This window comes from Aestuariivivens sediminicola (assembly GCF_022662015.1).
GTDB lineage: Bacteria > Bacteroidota > Bacteroidia > Flavobacteriales > Flavobacteriaceae > Aestuariivivens > Aestuariivivens sediminicola.
This window is the reverse complement of the sequence record NZ_JAKMCM010000004.1, coordinates 382,225-401,589: the sequence shown is the minus strand read 5'-3', so window position 1 is coordinate 401,589 and position 19,365 is coordinate 382,225. Positions and strand designations below refer to the sequence as shown.

14 protein-coding genes and 1 other RNA gene are annotated in these 19,365 nt (G+C 37.7%); 5 read left to right on the top strand and 10 right to left on the bottom strand.

Going from position 1 to position 19,365, the window contains the following annotated elements:
• A partial coding sequence (locus tag MR041_RS11575; RefSeq protein WP_242094069.1) for an HYR domain-containing protein occupies positions 1–2,992 on the bottom strand: 2,992 nt, incomplete at its 3' end.
• Positions 2,993–3,474: 482 nt separating this feature from the next.
• Here MR041_RS11575 and MR041_RS11570 point away from each other — a divergent pair.
• Positions 3,475–3,963: a SixA phosphatase family protein gene (locus MR041_RS11570; protein ID WP_242094067.1), complete on the top strand. Its 489-nt coding sequence runs from the start codon at positions 3,475–3,477 to the stop codon at positions 3,961–3,963.
• 11 nt (positions 3,964–3,974) lie between these two features.
• On the opposite strand, the gene MR041_RS11565 is transcribed toward MR041_RS11570, so the two are convergent.
• Positions 3,975–4,895, bottom strand: a complete 921-nt coding sequence (locus tag MR041_RS11565; RefSeq protein ID WP_242094065.1) for a PorP/SprF family type IX secretion system membrane protein — start codon at positions 4,893–4,895, stop codon at positions 3,975–3,977.
• 6 nt (positions 4,896–4,901) lie between these two features.
• Positions 4,902–8,687 carry an HYR-like domain-containing protein gene (locus tag MR041_RS11560; protein ID WP_242094063.1) on the bottom strand — a complete coding sequence of 1,262 codons (3,786 nt, stop codon included), beginning with the start codon at positions 8,685–8,687 and terminating at the stop codon, positions 4,902–4,904.
• A 247-nt stretch (positions 8,688–8,934) separates the two neighbouring features.
• Here MR041_RS11560 and ppk1 point away from each other — a divergent pair, with 247 nt between their 5' ends.
• The 3 genes from ppk1 to MR041_RS11545 all read left to right on the top strand — a co-directional run bounded on the left by ppk1 (position 8,935) and on the right by MR041_RS11545 (position 12,535).
• Positions 8,935–10,998 carry a polyphosphate kinase 1 gene (gene ppk1 / locus MR041_RS11555; RefSeq protein ID WP_242094061.1) on the top strand — a complete coding sequence of 688 codons (2,064 nt, stop codon included), beginning with the start codon at positions 8,935–8,937 and terminating at the stop codon, positions 10,996–10,998.
• A 1-nt stretch (position 10,999) separates the two neighbouring features.
• Positions 11,000–11,905: a Ppx/GppA phosphatase family protein gene (locus MR041_RS11550; RefSeq protein WP_242094060.1), complete on the top strand. Its 906-nt coding sequence runs from the start codon at positions 11,000–11,002 to the stop codon at positions 11,903–11,905.
• A 99-nt stretch (positions 11,906–12,004) separates the two neighbouring features.
• Positions 12,005–12,535, top strand: coding sequence for a porin family protein (locus MR041_RS11545; protein WP_242094058.1), 531 nt, complete (start codon positions 12,005–12,007; stop codon positions 12,533–12,535).
• Here MR041_RS11545 and MR041_RS11540 read toward each other — a convergent pair.
• Positions 12,532–13,113, bottom strand: a complete 582-nt coding sequence (locus MR041_RS11540) for a MiaE family protein (protein ID WP_242094056.1) — start codon at positions 13,111–13,113, stop codon at positions 12,532–12,534. The two genes, MR041_RS11545 and MR041_RS11540, sit on opposite strands and share 4 nt — an antisense overlap.
• 83 nt (positions 13,114–13,196) lie before the next feature.
• A complete protein-coding gene (locus MR041_RS11535; RefSeq protein ID WP_242094054.1) occupies positions 13,197–14,936 on the bottom strand; it encodes a DNA polymerase III subunit gamma/tau in 1,740 nt (579 codons plus the stop codon).
• A 123-nt stretch (positions 14,937–15,059) separates the two neighbouring features.
• Here MR041_RS11535 and rnpB point away from each other — a divergent pair.
• Positions 15,060–15,376, top strand: an RNA gene (gene rnpB / locus MR041_RS11530) — RNase P RNA component class A.
• A 54-nt stretch (positions 15,377–15,430) separates the two neighbouring features.
• Here rnpB and MR041_RS11525 read toward each other — a convergent pair.
• From MR041_RS11525 to MR041_RS11505, 5 genes are all read right to left on the bottom strand, one after another.
• Positions 15,431–16,180, bottom strand: a complete 750-nt coding sequence (locus MR041_RS11525) for a hypothetical protein (RefSeq protein WP_242094052.1) — start codon at positions 16,178–16,180, stop codon at positions 15,431–15,433.
• 14 nt (positions 16,181–16,194) lie between these two features.
• Entirely contained in the window at positions 16,195–17,112 is a 918-nt protein-coding gene (locus tag MR041_RS11520) for a nuclear transport factor 2 family protein (protein WP_242094049.1), read from the bottom strand.
• 169 nt (positions 17,113–17,281) lie between these two features.
• The gene (locus MR041_RS11515) at positions 17,282–17,827 is read right to left on the bottom strand and encodes an RsmD family RNA methyltransferase (RefSeq protein WP_242094047.1); all 546 of its coding nucleotides are present in this window, start codon (positions 17,825–17,827) and stop codon (positions 17,282–17,284) included.
• Entirely contained in the window at positions 17,827–18,642 is an 816-nt protein-coding gene (locus tag MR041_RS11510) for a DUF3822 family protein (protein WP_242094046.1), read from the bottom strand. Before MR041_RS11510 ends, MR041_RS11515 begins: the two co-directional genes overlap by 1 nt.
• Positions 18,629–19,357, bottom strand: coding sequence for a hypothetical protein (locus MR041_RS11505; protein ID WP_242094044.1), 729 nt, complete (start codon positions 19,355–19,357; stop codon positions 18,629–18,631). Before MR041_RS11505 ends, MR041_RS11510 begins: the two co-directional genes overlap by 14 nt.
• Between the last annotated feature and the right edge of the window lie 8 nt (positions 19,358–19,365).

The window sequence follows — 19,365 nt, the reverse complement described above, 5'->3', positions numbered from 1 at the left end:
TAGTATTACCACACTGATCGGTAACGACATCACTTTCGGTGATGGTCACATCACCACATGTATCAGATCCTGTGGCTACGCCGTTACTGGCACTGGACTCATCATCCGTACACTCAATGGTGACATCAGCAGGCGCTGTGATAGAAGGCGGAGTTGTGTCTACCACTGTTATGGTTTGGTCTGCAGAGGCAGCGTTACCACATTCATCAGTAGCAGTCCAAGTTCTTACGATGGTTTTAGTATTACCACACTGATCGGTAACGACATCACTTTCGGTGATGGTCACATCACCACATGTATCAGATCCTGTGGCTACGCCGTTACTGGCACTGGACTCATCATCCGTACACTCAATGGTGACGTCGGCAGGCGCTGTGATAGAAGGCGGAGTTGTGTCTACCACTGTTATGGTTTGGTCTGCAGAGGCAGCGTTACCACATTCATCAGTAGCAGTCCAAGTTCTTACGATTGTTTTAGTATTACCACACTGATCGGTAACGACATCACTTTCGGTGATGGTCACATCACCACATGTATCAGATCCTGTGGCTACTCCGTTACTGGCACTGGACTCATCATCCGTACACTCAATGGTGACGTCAGCAGGCGCTGTGATAGAAGGCGGAGTGGTGTCTACCACTGTTATGGTTTGATCTACAGAAGTCGAATTACCACATTCATCAGTAGCAGTCCAAGTTCTGGTTATGATTTCAGTTAAACCACAACCAGATACTGAAGTATCAGTATAACCAACACTAATAGAAGAACAACTATCAAAAATTCCAGTTGGTGTTCCCGTATTGGTTTCAGAAGTATCATCTCCACATTCAAGAGTAATATCAACTGGAGCAGTGATATCAGGGGCAGTTGTATCTTCTATGGTAAAGGTAGCAGTGGTCTCACTAAAATTGCCACAATCGTCAGTTGCTCTAAAGGTAACAACGGCTGCGCCAGTGGTACCACATTCATCCGAAATGGTATCTCCCACCTTAGTCCAGGTAACGGACCCGCATAAATCCGAAGCAACAGCACCTCCATTGTTATTGAGCCAATCAGCAAACTCGGTACCATTTGAACTGCTGCATTCAACAGTACTATCACTTGCTGGGGTATCTATTGTCGGCGGTGTTGTATCCTGAATAGTAAAGGAAGCAGTGGTCTCGCTGAAATTGCCGCAATCGTCTGTTGCTCTAAAGGTAACAATAGCAGCACCAGTGGTGCCACATTCATCTGAAATGGAATCTCCCACCTTAGTCCAGGTAATGGATCCGCATAAATCCGAAGCCACGGCACCTCCATTGTTATTCAACCAATCAGCAAACTCAGTACCATTTGAACTACTGCATTCAACAGTACTATCACTTGCTGGGGTATCTATTGTTGGCGGTGTTGTATCTTGGATCGTAAAGGTAGCAGTGGTTTCACTGAAATTACCACAATCGTCAGTCGCTCTAAAGGTAACAACGGCTGCACCGGTAGTACCACATTCATCTGAAATGGTATCTCCCACTTTAGACCAGGTGACGGATCCACATAAATCAGAAGCTACAGCACCTCCATTGTTATTTAACCAATCGGCAAACTCAGTACCATTGGAGCTACTGCACTCTACAGTGCTGTCACTTGCAGGTGTATCTATACTAGGTGCTGCGGTATCAGGAAGCACTGAAAAAGTTTCTGTTATTTCGGTTGTCCCGGCCGTCCATCTATAGGTGATATCGTATCCGTTACAAACATCTACAGTATAGGCATCAACACTCGGCACAACTGTAACAGGACCGTTACAGTTCGAAGCAGTTAATGTTTCCTGAACCGGTAAACTATCATTACAATTGATATCTGCAATTGGTGTAGGGGTAGAATCAAATACCGGATTCGTACCACCTGAAATGGTTACGGTTTGTTCACAATCCACGGAAGCCCCATTATCGTCAGTGGCGGTATGTGTAATTGTTGTAACACCTACAGGATAGGAGTCTGTTAACGCCAAACCATCACTACGCGTAGAAGTAATGGTTAAATTGGCTGTAAGATTTGTTCCCGCACAGTCCTCATCAGTAGCTGTTGGGGTTGGAATAGTGACATTCGCCGTACAGGTACTTGGATCGGCATCCTGAGTGATAGGCTCAGGACAGGTAATGATCGGAGGCGTATCCACAACGTGAACAGTTAAACAACATTCTTCAGTATATACTGTACCATTAGGATCTGTATAGGTCGCTACATAGCATAATTGATGAACTCCAACAGGCAGAAACTCAGGCGGCTCAGGACCGGAAACCGTAAATTCAACGCCACCAGTACAGGAACCTTCAATTACAACACCATCGATACCAATTTTATCCGCGATATTGGTTGCACTTGGTTTGGCACCCGTATAAACGAATTCATATTTTACACGATAAGAGTCATCAATGGGTATATTGAGATTCATAGTTAAATCATAAACATCGATTGGTTGACCATTGAAATTAAAAGTATCTTGAATTGGAGATTGATTACCATCCTGATCGATGTAATACACATTTAATCTATAATTTCCTCCAGTGTAAGTTACTTGAATGGACGCCGTATCTGTTGTCTCGAGATAGAGATAAGGTGTTATGATATAGGAGATGGGTCCGGTCTGACTTGAAAACAATTTAAGATATCCACCACCGGTTCCCACGCGTTGCACATAGTTAAAATCCCAGCAATCTTTACCCAACAAGGCTTCATTAAGTGTAAAATCCATAAAAAAGGAATTCCCACCAGAGCCGAGAGAACAGGTTTCGGATGCGTTAGGTACCGTCCAGGTTTCCAGAATAGCACCCCATTCACTTGGATTATCTGGATTGTACGTGTCTGCACAAATAGTAATATCACTTTGCGGACAATTGGTAAATTGTATACAATCGTTCGGGTCTCCTTCTTGGGAATACACATTGTATAATCCGACATACAAGAATAGGATTATAGCTTTATGGATTACCTTATAAGTACTTGTTTTCATAAGTTAGTAGATTTGTATTGACTTTAGCAGCTGTTATAAATAAAAATGTATGTACAAACCATTGCTCGTACATACACGCTTTATTATCCTTAAAAAGTAATGAGGGTAAAATGTGGTTGACATACCACATTAATAACTTTAAATGTGAAATCAGATTTGGGGACATCGTTTTTCAGTTAATAGCGTTACAAAGCAATATATATGTTTTTATTAATTCAAAAAAATATGTTAAACCACCTAAAAAATCGACATACCGTATGTTCAAAATTTAAAATCTTCAGAATTGAATGCATATACAACTGTCGTTTCAATGGTCATTTTTTTGCTATTAATTTAATCCGTTCATAGTTTTAGTTTATTTGATAAAAGTTCATAATTTTAATCATCTAAATAGCAAATAAAGATCATTTTGTCGAGAAAAACAACTTTTTATCGATAAAAATAACATTTTATCGAGTGAACTATACATTTTATCGAGTCGTATGAAAACATTAATCTTAATCAGACATGCCAAATCTTCATGGGAATTTGATGTTATTGACCATGAACGGCCCTTAAACAAACGCGGCTATAAGGATTCGAAGTTGGTTTCGGAGTATGTTGCTGAGCTAAATTTAAGGCCGGATTTGGTACTGGTTAGCGATGCCACCAGAACGCGTTTAACCGCTGATGCCTTTATCCAGGCATTGCCCATTTCAATGGATAAGGTTGAATACAGTCATGATCTGTATGATTTTTCTGGATATAACTTAACTAAGGTTATCAAGAATTGTCCTGATGCTATTAATCAATTGATGGTCTTTGGGCATAATCATGCTATTACCGCTTTCGTCAACACCTATGGCAGTAAATACATTGATAATGTGCCGACCTGTGGTGTTGTGATCATAGATTTTGCTATTCCGAATTGGAAAAGCCTGAAGCAGGGAATCACTCGAGAGGTTATTTTTCCAAAACATCTAAAGTCTTAAATCATTTTGATCTAAAATACATTAGGACAGTTGCATCTCGGTTTTGGTAATTTAATCTGATAGCTGATGAAAATCTCATGCGATCCTGAACTGTAGGGTCTTAAATTTGAAGTATTGAATTCATATGAATAACCAAAGCTTAAAGCTTCTGATGCTCTGATACTAAAATACCCTCCCATGGCATCGTTAAACCTGTGAGCCAGACCTAGCCAAAGGGTTTCACTGATTAAAAAATTAGCGGTTAAATCCAGGGAAAGAGGCGAACCATTGGTATATTTTAACAAAGCTGTCGGTTTGAATTTTAGTTGTGGATTAAATTCCAATAAATAGCCTCCGGCCAAATAATAGCTTGCTCTTTCTATGGATTCATAGGCGATCTCAGTGTCGTTGGCATAACTCACCAATCTGGGTGAAGATAAACTTATAAATAATTCATCCGATCTTAAATAAAAACCCAAACCAATATTTGGTTTCCATTCATTAAATATTCTTTCCAAATATTGGTCACCAATAACCGATGGATCCATTAACAATTCTGAATCAAGTCCATATCGGCTCATACCTCCCTTAATACCGAAAGAAAACCGATAAAAATCATTTAAAATGATTTCATAGGCCACATCTGCATAGACATAAGTTGTATTTTCATACCCCAACTGGTCGTTTATAAAGGAAAGCCCCAAACTTAAATTACTTCCCGGAATTGGCGTATCCACGGACCCGGTTTGTGTAATAGGGGCGCCTTTAACACCAACCCACTGATTCCTGCTTAAAAGTGTAAAAACCATTGCCTCTCTGGTCCCGGCATATGCAGGGTTTATGGAAATTGTATTAAACATATACTGACCAAACTGCGGTAATTGTTGTGCAAACCCAAAAATTGGTATAAAAATGAGTAAGAATAAGTAATATATGTTGTGTCCTTTATGCATAACTTCTTATTTCGTTCCCAAATAGATATACCCCTGGATGGGTTGTAAACCGCTATTTTTCAAGTCGACTATATAATAATAGGTTCCGGTCGGCAATTTTTCTGCATCGCCTACAGATCCAATGGGAGCATCGCCTGTCCAATTGTTCTCGTAATCATTGGATTCAAAAACTTTGGTCCCCCAACGGTTGAACAGTTGTAAATGTATCGCAATGTTACAGGTACTTAAGTCGTCAATCTTTTCATTCAAATTATAGGTAACGGTAAATGTTTCATTATGATTATCGTTATTAGGGGTTATGATTTTGGATATATTAACATCAAGTTCAGAACTTATGCAGCTGTATACGATGCAATTATCATTTAAATTGATTTCAAACTGATTGATTTGACTGCAGGTATTCGTAATAACACTGTAGGTATACGAATAAATCCCTTCTGCAATCAATTCCGGAGTGAAAATGGTGCCATTTAAAACGGTCATATCCGAACCACTCCATACCCCTTTTTCATTTATATCGACTAAGTCATTTATGTCAAACGAGGAATCACTAATACAAACATCCAAGGAATTCATAGTTGTTTCATTGTAGGATTTCATATGGATTGTCTGACTAAATACGGTTGCATTATTACAATCGTCTATAGCCGTCCAGGTTCGTATTAAATCATAATTATCGGAATCCAATGGTATGTGCTGTTCTTGAAAGCTGACGTCCACTTCATTTGTGCAATTGTCTGAAAATGTGACATCTGGGATTTTAGGTTCGATTTCACAGTGTAATGTCAGTTCCTTCTCCAAATTAACATCCATGAAAGGTGTTATATCGTCTATTATAAAAATATTATGGTTCACATCTACGTAATTACCGCAGGCATCGGTAATACGATAGGTCCTGGTAATGACATCATTGCAATTTTTTGTATTGCTTATCTCAGATAAAAATTTTGCTGAGGGTGTTCCATTATTATCGGTTGTTTCTGATATAACACTCGCGTCTGCCGGTGGTATATCGTTAATACAGCTGACGACGATATCCTCCGGGACACTGGATGAAGGAGGAATATCATCAATTATTTCAATTTCGTGATTGACATCTATATAATTTCCACACTGATCCGTAACGCGATAGATTCTGTTAATGATCTCATTACATGGGTCGTTGTTCGATGCTTCTGAGATATATGTAACTGTTGGTATACTACAGTTATCAGCTTCATCGACAACCACGGATATATCTGGTGGAGGAATACTGTTTGTACTTGCCAATACTGTAATTTTATCGGGATTACTGGCAGTAGGGGGTATATTGTCCTCTATGGTTATAACTTGTTCAACATTGGTGAAATTCCCACATTCATCCGTGACACGATAGGTTCTCAGAATCGTTTTTGGACATGATGATTCTATAATGACATCAGAAAAGAAAGAGACTGTTGGATTTGAATAATCATCCGTCGCATCAGATATCAAGCTGATATCCGGTTCCGGTATAGCATCATTACAACCATATAAATTCATCACATTGAGTTGGGTAGCCATAGGAGGTGCATTATCTGTTATAATGATGTCATGCGTAACGTTAATAGAATTTCCACAAGCATCGGTTACGCTATACATTCTTGTTATGGTCTCAGTACAATGGTCTTGAATTTTTGATTCTGCTACAAAAGAAACCGTCGGGACACCGCAATTATCCGCTTCATCCGTTACTATAGTGATATCCTGATTAGGAATTGTGTCATTGAAATTTAAATAAATTGATACCGGATTCGTTGCCGTAGGGGGTGTGATGTCATTAATAGTTATCATTTGAATGACATCAACACTATTATTGCAATCATCTGCAACACGATAGGTTCTTGTGATGGTTTCCGGACATGAGCGACCATCGCTAACATCTGAAATAAAAGAAACTGTAGGTGTCGAGCAGTTATCCGTAATTCCGGATATTAGGGAAATATCAGGAGCTGGCACATCTTCATGACATTCCACATTTATGGGAGAAAGATCATCAGCTGTTGGAAGCACCGTGTCTTCAATTCTAAATGTTGCAAATGTAGTTGATGTATTCCCGCAATCATCCGAAGCAGTAAAACTAACTGTAACGCTCCCGGTTGCACCGCAAAGATCACCTAAGGATGAAAAATCATCAGACCAGGTCACATTTCCACAATTGTCAGTTGCAAAGGCTCCGCCATGAGATAACAACCACTCATTAAGCTCGGTTGCATTTCCGTTTCCATCACAGGTTACCGTTTTATCTTGGGCTTCAGAAACCAATTCTGGTGCTATAGTGTCAATAATGGTAATCGTATGGGTCAATAAAGTTACATTGTTACAGTCATCAGTGATACTATAAGTTCTGGTAATGATTTCAGAACAATCTTGATTATTTGATATCTCGGAAACGAAAGCTACCACGGGAATCGAACAATTATCAGATGCATCGTTAATAATTTCAGGATCGGGGTCCGGAACAAGCTCGATACATTCGACCTTCATTTCGGGAGGAGCAGTAGCCGTAGGGGCAATATCATCATGGATTATGATGGATTGTGTCACATTGACTGAATTTCCGCAGTCATCTGAAACACGATATGTTCTTGTAATGGTTTCGGGGCAGGTATTATTATCTGATGCATCTGAAAGCCAGCTAATGGTCAGGTTTACGCAGTTATCCGTAGCATCTTTTATGACATCAGTATCGGGATCGGGAAGATCTGCAATACATTGTATGGTTATGGGTTCAGGACTATTTGCCACGGGGAGTATTGTATCATTTACAGTAATGACCTGTATAGCAGTTCCAGAATTATTACAATCATCTATTGCCGTAAAAGTACGCGTGATGGTTAAGGGGCAGGTTTCACTGGAAATCGTATCTTGATAAGTAAGTGAAATGAGATTATTTGTCAGCTCTAAACCACCGCCGTAAGCATTAAAACTGCCCTCCGTAATAACAGTTTCTCCTGAACTAAAGGGTAGGTTTGGAATATTCAAAGTGCCACAACCTTCCAAGCTCATGTCATCAGGAGTTGTTACTATTGGTGGAATATTAGATTCAATCGTATCAATTTGATAGCTGTATGAAACGGTATCCTTTGTGTCATACACAGTTAAGGTGATTTGATATGGACCGCTAGATGCAAAGGTATGTGTTGGGTTTTTTAGCGTACTCGTGGTGCCATCACCAAAATCCCATAAATAGGTATAATTATAAGGAGGAAGACCTCCCTTTGTAGTCGAATTAAAATCAATGGTATAAGGTGTCGAACAATTTTCGAAGAATTCAAAATTGGCAATAAGAGGACCACGAACATCAATTTCCTCTTCCATATAGCATTTTGCACCGTTACATCCGCATCCTTTAGAATTGTTGGGTTGCCATGACATGTAAAAATCTTTGACTACGATGTCGTCCCCGCAACCCCAATTAAAACTGTAGAGATCGGTTAAAACATCGGCAGGAACGCTTTCATACTCATAATAGCAGGCATCAACGGTTTCCACAAAGACACCATTAATGTAGACATTAAAATGGATGTAAAGTGAGTATCTGTCGGCAGCGCTGTTGGTTAAAAAGGTAGTCCATATGTGCGTGTTTAAGCTAACACCTAAATCACAATAACCCGGACCATAGGCCACTCCATTCGCATCACCGAGGTAGAAATAGTCGATGGTATAATCATTGGCTGTACATGACGAATCTTCACAGGCTATCGTCTGACTATACACCGGATTGGCCATGAATAACACAACCAAGTAGAGTAGCGTAGGTTTAATGTTCATTAGGCGAAATTTAGATTTGGGGACTAATTTACCTTATGTAAAATATTGGTTATTAAAAGTTTGGTTTATTAATATTCATTTCAATTTGTGCACTAATATAATTTAAAATCTTTGAACTGCTAAAAAAATCCGATGAAATGCATAAAATTTTAAAATCAAACCAAGTTAATATTTACATTTACATCCTATTTTCTTTAAGTATTTAGCTCCAAATACAATATATTTGTTCTTATTCAATAAGTTTTACATGATCCCTACCACTACGATTGAAAATAGATATATTAACAGAGAAATTAGTTGGTTACAGTTTAATGCGCGTGTGCTGCAGGAGGCCTCGGATGTCACCGTCCCATTGATTGAACGCTTACGGTTTTTAGGCATCTTTTCAAACAATTTGGATGAGTTCTTCAAGGTGCGTTATGCTACCGTAAAGCGCATCGTGGAAGCCGGTAAGGGTGGAAAAAGTGAATTGGGAGGCATTAGGGCCAAAGAATTGCTCGAAATTATTACAAAAATTGTCATTGATCAGCAGAGTGAAAGTCTGGGTATCCTTGAAACCATCACTCAGGATTTAGAGAAAGAAGGCATCTATATTATTGACGAAAATCAAATTGACTCGGATCAGCACGAATTTTTGCGTGATTATTTCATTAAAAAGGTAAGTCAGGCTTTGGTGACGATAATTTTGAATGACTCGGTTTCTATTCCAAACTTAAAGGATAGTGCCGCCTATTTAGCGGTTAGAATGGTAATAGATGATGACAGCAGGCAGTTTGCCCTAATCGAAATTCCTAAAAATATGAACCGCTTCGTGGTATTACCCAAGCGGGGAAAAAAGCATTATATCATAATGATAGATGATTTGCTAAGACACTTTTTAGCGGATATCTTCAGTATTTTCCACTATAAGAGCATTTCAGCCCATATGATTAAAATTACAAGGGACGGTGAATTGGATTTTGACAGTGATTTAAGTAAAAGTTTCGTGGAAAAAATTTCTGAAAGTGTCAAACACCGGCAGATTGGGGAACCTGTTAGGTTTGTATATGACAAAACCATAGATACCGAAACACTGGAGTATTTAATGTCTAAAATGGGTATCGATGACCATGACAGTATTATTCCCGGCGGGCGATACCATAACAGGCGTGATTACATGAATTTTCCTAGTTTGGGTAGAAATGACCTGCTCTATGAGAAAATTGAACCCCTACCCATTAAAGGCCTGAATTTGGAATCCAGTATTTTTGAGGCCATTGCCAAAAAAGACTATTTACTATATGCACCTTATCATACCTTTTCCTATGTTGTAAAATTTCTACGGGAAGCGGCATTGGATCCAAAAGTCAAAACGATAAAAATTACCATTTACAGGCTGGCTCAGATTTCGCATGTTGCGAGTGCCCTGATAAATGCAGCAATTAATGGTAAAATTGTAACCGTCTCCATCGAGTTACGTGCGCGATTTGATGAAGAAGCAAATATCGAATACGCACAGCAAATGAAGGATGAGGGTGTGAACTTAATATTCGGTGTAGAAGGTTTGAAAGTGCACAGCAAAATGTGCGTAATAGAGCGTGAAGAGGGTAAAAAAATGAAACGCTACGGATTTATAAGTACTGGAAATTTTAATGAATCGACTGCAAAAATATATACAGATCATACCTTGTTTACTGCTAATCAGCGTATTTTAAAGGACATTAATAAAGTATTTAATTTCTTCGATATCAATTACAGAATCTATAAATACAAGCACATCATAACCTCACCCCATTACACCAGAAGTGCACTCTTTAAATTGATTGATAATGAAATAAAACAGGCCAAAGATTTTAATAACGGTTTTATTAGATTAAAACTGAATAGTATTTCAAGTTATGTCATGGTCGATAAACTCTATGAAGCGAGCCGTGCCGGTGTTAAAATACAAATGATCGTCAGAGGCTTGTGTTGCCTAATTCCCGGAATTAAAGGAATGAGCGAAAATATTGAGGTCATTAGTGTTGTTGATAAATTTTTAGAACATTCCAGACTGTTCATTTTTGGCAATGGTGGCGACCCCAAGGTTTATATTTCTTCTGCCGACTGGATGACCAGAAATATTGAAAATCGGGTTGAGGTGAGCTGCCCTATTTATGATGAGGACATTAAAAAAGAGATCATAGATCATTTCGAGATCAGCTGGAGTGATAATGTAAAGGCGAGAATACTTGATCTTTCCCAGGATAACAGCTACAGGAAAAACAATAAAAAAAGAGTGCGATCTCAATTTGCAATCTATGATTATTATTTAAAGAAATTAGAAGAATAATATGCTCTCAATTAAAAAATACGCTGCTATTGATATAGGATCCAACGCTGTTAGACTTCTCATTGCCAATATCATAGAACAAAAAGGGAGACCTGTTCAATTTAAAAAGAACTCACTGGTTCGTGTGCCTATTAGATTGGGTGCTGATGTATTTATGAAGCAAAGGATTTCTAAGGAAAATATTAACAGGATGTTGGATACGATGCTGGCATTTAAATTATTAATGCAATCACATAAAGTGGTGAAATATAAGGCATGTGCAACATCAGCCATGCGTGAATCAAAAAATGGAAGGCAGGTTGTTGAAAGGATCTTAAATGAATCGGGTATAAACATTGATATTATTGATGGAGAAGAGGAAGCAGCGATAATTGCGGCTACCGATTTGCATAAGTACATAGACCCCAATAAAACCTATCTCTATGTTGATGTTGGTGGAGGAAGTACAGAATTTACGGTATTTGACAAGGGAGAACCGGTTAATTCCAAATCGTTCAAAATTGGTACGGTGAGATTGCTTAATGATATGGTCATCAAGGAATCCTGGGTAGAATTAGAGCAATGGATAAAAGAACACGTAAAAAATTATGATAAAATTGCTGTGATTGGATCCGGAGGAAACATTAACAAAATATTCAAAATTTCAGGGAAGGCTCTTGGTAAACCGCTCAATTATTTTTATTTGAGTTCTTATTATAAGACCTTACAAACCTATTCGTACGAAGAACGGATTACCGAATTGGACCTAAACCAGGATAGGGCAGACGTGATTATTCCGGCCCTGCGAATTTATTTATCTGCAATGAAATGGAGTGGTGCAAAGTACATTTATGTGCCTAAAATAGGATTGGCTGATGGTATCATTAAAAGCATATATTATGATACTGTTTCGAGTAATACACAGTAAAATTTTGCAATTCACCTTTAAAATATATATTTCTTGACAAAATCATATATATTCGTTCTTTAGTTGTTTGCTATTAACATTAACCCAAATTTATTAATTATGAAAAAAGCACTACTTTTTGTTCTACTGGTCAGTTTTTCAGCATTTTACGGATTTTCTCAAGGCACAAAATACGGTGTTCGAGCTGGACTGAATATTTCTAACATGGACTTTGATCCGGATGCGACATTCAATAACCAGCATAGAAACGGACTTATGATCGGGTTCTTTGGTGAATTCGGTCTATCGAAATCAGTGGCTTTGGCTCCTGAATTGCAATTTTCTTCAGAAGGGTCCAAGGCAGAGGCCTTTAGATTGGATTTTATTCAACTGCCTGCACTTTTTAAATTCAGATTAAGTGAAAAATTTCATTTAGGAATTGGTCCTCAGGCCGGTGTAAAGGTATACGAGCATGAGGACGGTGTTAAAAATTTTGTGTATTCCGGCGTAGGAGGGATTGAATTTAAATTATCTCATACCTTATTCTTAGATGCAAGATATACTTACGGGTTTACCAATGTCATGGAAGATAGGATGTCCTTGGAGGCCAAAAACACAAATATCCAATTTGGATTTGGTTATAAATTCTAACCATGTATGGCTTCGGAGGTACCTAAATTAGCCATAATCTGAGCTTCATAATCGAGAAGTTGCTGCCATTTTGCATCAACTTCTTTTTTATCGCCATATTGTCTGGCAAAGCTCAAAAACATGGTATAATGATTGGCCTCACTTACCATTAATTTTTTGTAAAATTCTGCCAGTTCCTTGTCTTCCAATTCTTGAGATAATAGTCTGAAGCGCTCACAGCTTCTGGCTTCTATTAAAGCAGCATACAGCAGGCGGTGAATTAATTGGGTGGTTCTACTGCCACCTTTAGGAAAGAATTTAACGAGTTCAACCACATAGGCGTCTTTTCTGTCACGACCTAAAACCCATCCTCGTTCCAAAATCTTATCATGAACCATTTTGAAATGACTTATTTCCTCTTTGACAAGAGCAATCATTTCCTGCACCAATTCCGTATATTCTGGAAAACTAACGATTAAAGAAATGGCCGTACTGGTCGCTTTTTGTTCACAAAAGGCATGGTCGGTTAATATTTCTTCTATATTTTTTTCGACAATATTAACCCATCGGGGATCTGTAGGTAACTTTAAACCAAGCATAATTTATAATCTTTAGTTATTGCATTGAATCATGGATTCTGTGAAAAAAGCGCTTTTGGGCCACAATATATAATTGACGTGATTCAGATATCTAATCCAAATGTTTTCTTTAACAATTCAATATTCGGGTTTTTCTCTTTTAATTTATTAAACTTTTCAAGTGTAGTATAAGCATACTGTTTTTCCAATTCCTCGTTGACCGATACATCCAAAGTGATATCATAATTTTTTAATGCTTTTCTAACATAGGATAAAATATCATATTGATTGGACAGCAATTCCTTCTTATTCGTTTCGTTTGGAAATTCCAGGCTAATTGCAGTTCCATTTACCTTAGGAGTATCAATTGAAAGAATGGAGGCCAAATTATGTTTACCTTTATTTTTTAATTCTTTGGTGTATGATTTCCAAACTCGGATTAAATCATTTTCAGAAAATGGGTTTTTTGGAAGTGACTCTTCGTCTATGATGACATCAATCTGTTTAATTTGATGTTCTTTTTTGGCTTTTATACTTCTCAAGGAAAGCCCTGAAGCTGTTTTTTTCTCTCTATTTATAACTATTTTAGGGCGTTCTACAATAGACGTATTGGGAGAATTTGTTGTAACTGAAACCTCGTTTTCCAAGATTTCGGCATCGCGTTTATCGGTTATGCTAGGAGCACTGTTTTCCACTCCTTTAGCATTCTTTACTGGTACAGGTTGAACACCAATCTTATGAAAGTATGAGGGAGGAATTATAAAGTGACTAGATTTTTTTTTTTCACCCTCAAAGGTGATAGAGGCCAATTGCATTAAGCACAACTCTACCAGTAAACGTTGGTTTTTACTGCTTTTAAATTTAAGGTCGCATTCATTTGCCAAGGTTATGCATTTTAAAAGAATGTCCTGGGATGCTTTCTGAGCCTGTTCTAAATACTTTGCTTTAGTTTGTTCACCTACTTCCAACAGTTCAACCGTGCTAGGCGTTTTACACACCAATAAATCCCTAAAGTGCGACGCCAGTCCGGCAATATAATGGTGGCCATCAAATCCTTGGGAAAGGGTCTGGTTAAACTGAAGCAGTAAATCAGGGATCTTATTTTCAAGAATTAAATCCGTACTCGTAAAATAGGTTTCATAATCGAGCACATTTAGATTTTCAGTAACTGCCTGACGTGTCAATTTTTTTCCTGAAAAACTCACAACACGATCAAAAATGGATAATGCATCGCGCATGGCGCCGTCTGCCTTTTGAGCGATGATGTGTAAGGCATCGTCTTCCGCATTTACATCTTGTTGTTCGGCAATGTACTTTAAATATTCCTTTGCATCTTTAACAGTAATACGTTTAAAATCAAATATTTGACATCGCGATAAAATCGTTGGAATAATTTTATGCTTTTCGGTTGTGGCCAATATGAAAATGCAGTGTTTTGGGGGTTCTTCCAAAGTTTTTAGAAAGGCATTAAATGCCGCCTGGGAAAGCATGTGAACCTCATCAATAATATACACCTTATATTTCCCGACTTGCGGAGGAATACGAACCTGATCCGTAAGATTTCTTATATCATCAACAGAGTTATTCGACGCAGCATCTAATTCAAAAATATTAAATGCAAAATCTTCATCAGAATTTTCATTACCGTCGCTATTTATCATTTTGGCTAAAATTCGTGCACAGGTTGTTTTACCCACTCCACGAGGTCCTGTAAATAGTAAGGCTTGTGCCAAATGATTATGTTTAATTGCATTTAGCAGGGTATTCGTAATCGCCTGTTGCCCAACCACGTCCTTAAACGATTGGGGTCTGTACTTGCGAGCCGATACCACAAAATGTTCCACTATTTGAGAATTTTATTGACGTAGATTGTCAGATATAAACAAAGTTAAAAATTCAATTCAAAATTTAGAATTCAGAATTCAGATTTTAAGAGGAGTTATTAACAATTTGATTAATTTTGTATTTCGGCAATTCGCCTTGTCGCTCTTCTGCAAATTACATTTTGCATGAGGGAGGAAAGTCCGAACACCGCAGTGCGCCATAGTGGTTAATAGCCACCGATCGTAAGATTAGGAAAAGTGCAACAGAAAGAATGTACAGATCATGCTGTAGTGAAATCAGGTAAACTCTATGGGGTGCAATGCCATGTATACCAACGCTAAAGAGTTGCACGCTCGATGTTGGAGGGTAGGCAGCTAAAGTGTATTGGTAACACTACACTCAGATAAATGACAAGGACCTCTTTGAGGTACAGAATTCGGCTTACAGATTTGCCTGTTAAAACAAAGTGCGGCATTTGCCGCACTTGTGTTTTAAAGTAATAAAAGTATGCCAATTACATTTTTGGCGAATAGCTCAAATCCCGTCTTATTTGACCGGTAACTTCCTGCATTTTCGAAGCATGTTTTAATACCTTATCAAAGACCTCAAACCGCTCGGGACCGAGAAGTTCCTGATTGGCTTTCGATTTTTGTGCAGAATCGATCTCGTCCTTACTGGACATGGCTACTAAATAATAGCTATCCATGCTTCCGAAAGCTGTTCTGTACACCCTATAGTAATTCTTTGATCCTTTTGATGCGAACATATCCTTTACACCTTTCATTGCACTTTTTAAACCTTTGGCATTCTCCGGGGTGTAATGAATGAAATAATAATTTCGATAATCTTGTCCCTCCTGAGTTTGACTTATACCCTCCGGCATGTAGGTGAGATCTTCATCAAGGACAATAATATAAGAACCATGGGAATCATAACATTTGTCATATCGATCAAAGATATCTCCAAATTTATCACCCATGGCCTTTGCCATGTCTGCAAAAGGGCGTTCATCAAGTTGCGCAAAGTTTTCAATTGGAGTAACATACAAATATCGGAAACCATCCATATTCGTTGCTAACCATTGTGTTTGTACATTGTGGGTTTTGCAGGCCTCATTAAATTCTTTTGCCACTTTTTCGTATTCCGCCATCATTGAGGGATTCACATTGTCCTGATGGACTTGATATAATTGCTGTGCTTGAGCTGTGAACACAATTATGCAAAGGACAAATAAAAATGTACTGATGTTGCGTAGTGTTTTCATAATTACAGTTGGTTTTAGTTTAATGATTTTCCGAGTTGCTGCATCAAACTTAATTGATCATAAAATACATTTTCCTCATCCACCTTACCTTGTCCATTAAAATGTATTCGGGATAATCCCGATATTTTTACCTTTTTACCTGTGGCAGGCATGCCATCAAATTCACCCGTATTAGTTCCTGTCATTTCCCAATGTACAAAAATGCTGTTGCCTGCCAAGCTTGACCTATGGGGATTGGTTATCTTAAAATCAGGAAACGCCTTAAAAAACACCTCCATACCGGAAACCAATTCTGCTGGATTCTCAGCAACTTTCACATCATTCATATATCGAATGTAGTCATCGGCCACAACATCGTCCAATACCGCAGCGTTCTGTTTGTTTAGGAACTCATTTACAAATACATCGATTTTGGCATTTGCTTCCTTTTCCTCTAACGGCATGCTGTTTACTTTTTCAATTTCGGCAAAGGCATTTTCTATGGGAGCTGTGTCATAATAAGCAAATTCATTCACGATTTTCCCATCAATGAATTGTAATGTAAGGTGCACAGGTATATTTATTTCTTTATTGGTTACCTTGGTCGTCCCTCTCCAATGGTTCCAATAATTGACCCATGTTTTTCCTTCGTCATCAACGATCATTTCAATTTCGGCATTATTTTCACTGAACCCATAAGAGTCTATGTTCGCAAGCATCTGTTTGAAATTTCCCATGGTTTCATCCGGCGTAAACCCTTTTGATGAATTGTGATAGATTTTTGCAGTATCCGCAAAATTGGCTTTCCAGGTTTCCCAGTCCTGCGCTTCATAGGCCTTGATACCGGCTTTAACGGTTTCAATTTCCGGAGATTCTTCAAAATAGCGTTGTGGAGCATTCTGGCAGCCAATAAATAATGCTACTGCCAGCATCAATAGAAATAGTTTTTTCATTAGTTGGTGTTTTAGTTAATAATTTTGCTTACCACAAATAGAATAGGACGCCGTTTCAATATGTACATATCAAATTGAAATGATTTTCAAAAATGGATAGACTTCGGGTGTGAATGCTATTGTAAGGAGATTCCTAAGGTACTGAAAAAAAGGGAATTTAAAAAATTAGTTAGGATGCATTTTCAATAAAAAAACTAAACACACTTCCACCATAACTTTTCGAGTTTCTGTAATGTAAAGCACGCGTTAAATCACTATGTTTGGAGTGTTCAATTATTAATACCCCACCAGTGTGCAATAAATTGTTGCTAAATACGAGTTCTGGAATTTTATAAAAAAGTTCAATCTCTAAATCATAAGGCGGGTCAGCAAATATAATATCATTTTTGGCAGAGGTCTTTTCCAGAAATTTGAATACATCGCTTTTTATGGTTTTAATCGACATATCGAAAGACTCAGCTGTTTGGTTAATGAATTTTATACAGCCAAAGTCCTGATCGACACAGGTGATGTTTTCTGTACCTCTTGAAGCAAACTCATAGCTTATATTGCCTGTTCCGGCGAACAGGTCTAACACGGAGACTTCATCGAAATAGTAGCTATTATTTATAATATTAAATAAAGACTCTTTTGCCATATCAGTGGTCGGTCTTACAGGCAATTTTTTTGGTGGGATTATTTTTCTGCTTTTATAAAGTCCGGAAATAATACGCATTAAAAGCTATTTAAAATGACAAAATCGGAATGGTCATGGGCCGATGTTACATTAAACTTATATTTACTCGGTCTGGATCCGAAAACAACATGTCTTATGTATTTGTAACAGATCTGAAATAATTCACTTTCCCGGGATACAGCACCCAGCAATATTAATTCATGTGTTTCTGGATTAAGTTCAAGTTGTTCGTAAGTAAATAAAATGTAATACATAAAATCTTCCTTTGTTTGAAACTCAAAGGTGTTATAAAGTATTAGGTTGCTACTATCGACTACAATGATTTCAAAATGATTTATTCCAACATGCACAAATACGTTAATTTCAGTACTGTTTTTTTCCATCATCAGTATATTCTCTAAAAGAACAGTTGAATAATGTTTATAAGTGAAGGACCCAAACGTATCATAGATAAAATTATTAATATTCACATAGGGAACATATACATTTACCATTTCGTTTATATGATCGTATGCGATAAAATCGGATTTTAAGATCTTTGCATTAAATTTCAGATAATCCGCCAGGCAATTTTCATCAAATAATTCACTGGAAACCAATGCTGAAAGTTCGTTTGTATGTATTACACAAACCGAACTGAAGGATTGATTCAATGTATTCTCGTTCTCAAAAAGCGCTTTTAATTGGTCCAGTACTTCCAATGGACTAAGCCTCTTTTCAAATTTATATTCCTTTAATTCGGTGATGTTATTATCAGGTTCATCTAGGATACAAAAAGAAAGTCCACTCAAACTTATTTGAATGGACAGTTTAGAATTATTTGAAATCTGTTCCGTGTTGCTAGTCTGAACCATATGTTTTAGGCCAGTTACCATTTGTGTTCACCTCCTCCATCGAACCAACTTTAATAGCATCACCATTAACGGCCTCAACAGAGACCACTTGATTTTCCTGATTTACGAGATCCTTATCCTGATCGATTAAAATCACTGCTTTTTTAACCGACGCTTCAAATACCGGAATTTTAATATCATTTTGATCCAGGAATCCAGCTTTTAATTCAAATTTCGCACCTTCTTCTCCTGCAGGTACATTCATCATCGTTTTATAACGGCTATCATCCCCAAACAAGGAATCTTTAACAGATACGAAACCTAAGGTATCGATTATCACTTCATCTTTAAAAGTTTCCACACCTCCAAATCTTCTGGTCATTTCTACATCTAAGACACTGGTATCTCGTCTTTGGGTAATTGTAAATTGAGCTGTGTCAATAAAACTTACCAAATTATCAAAATTATCAGCAAATTGTCCGGTCACTTGTTTATGTGCTAGTTGGGCATCTCTAATGTCAATAAGATTTTTGATCACCTGCGCATATCGCTTATTCTTAATCTGATTAAATTGAATCGGTTTGTAAACAGACATAAACGTATTATAGGCTAAAAATCCTATAACTACCCATAAGACAATCATAACAACCGGTCTAAGTTTTGAGGGTATATACTTATCTATTAACCAAACTAATCCAATGGTAACAAGAATCGCAAGAACAATGTATAAAATCATCTCTGGAG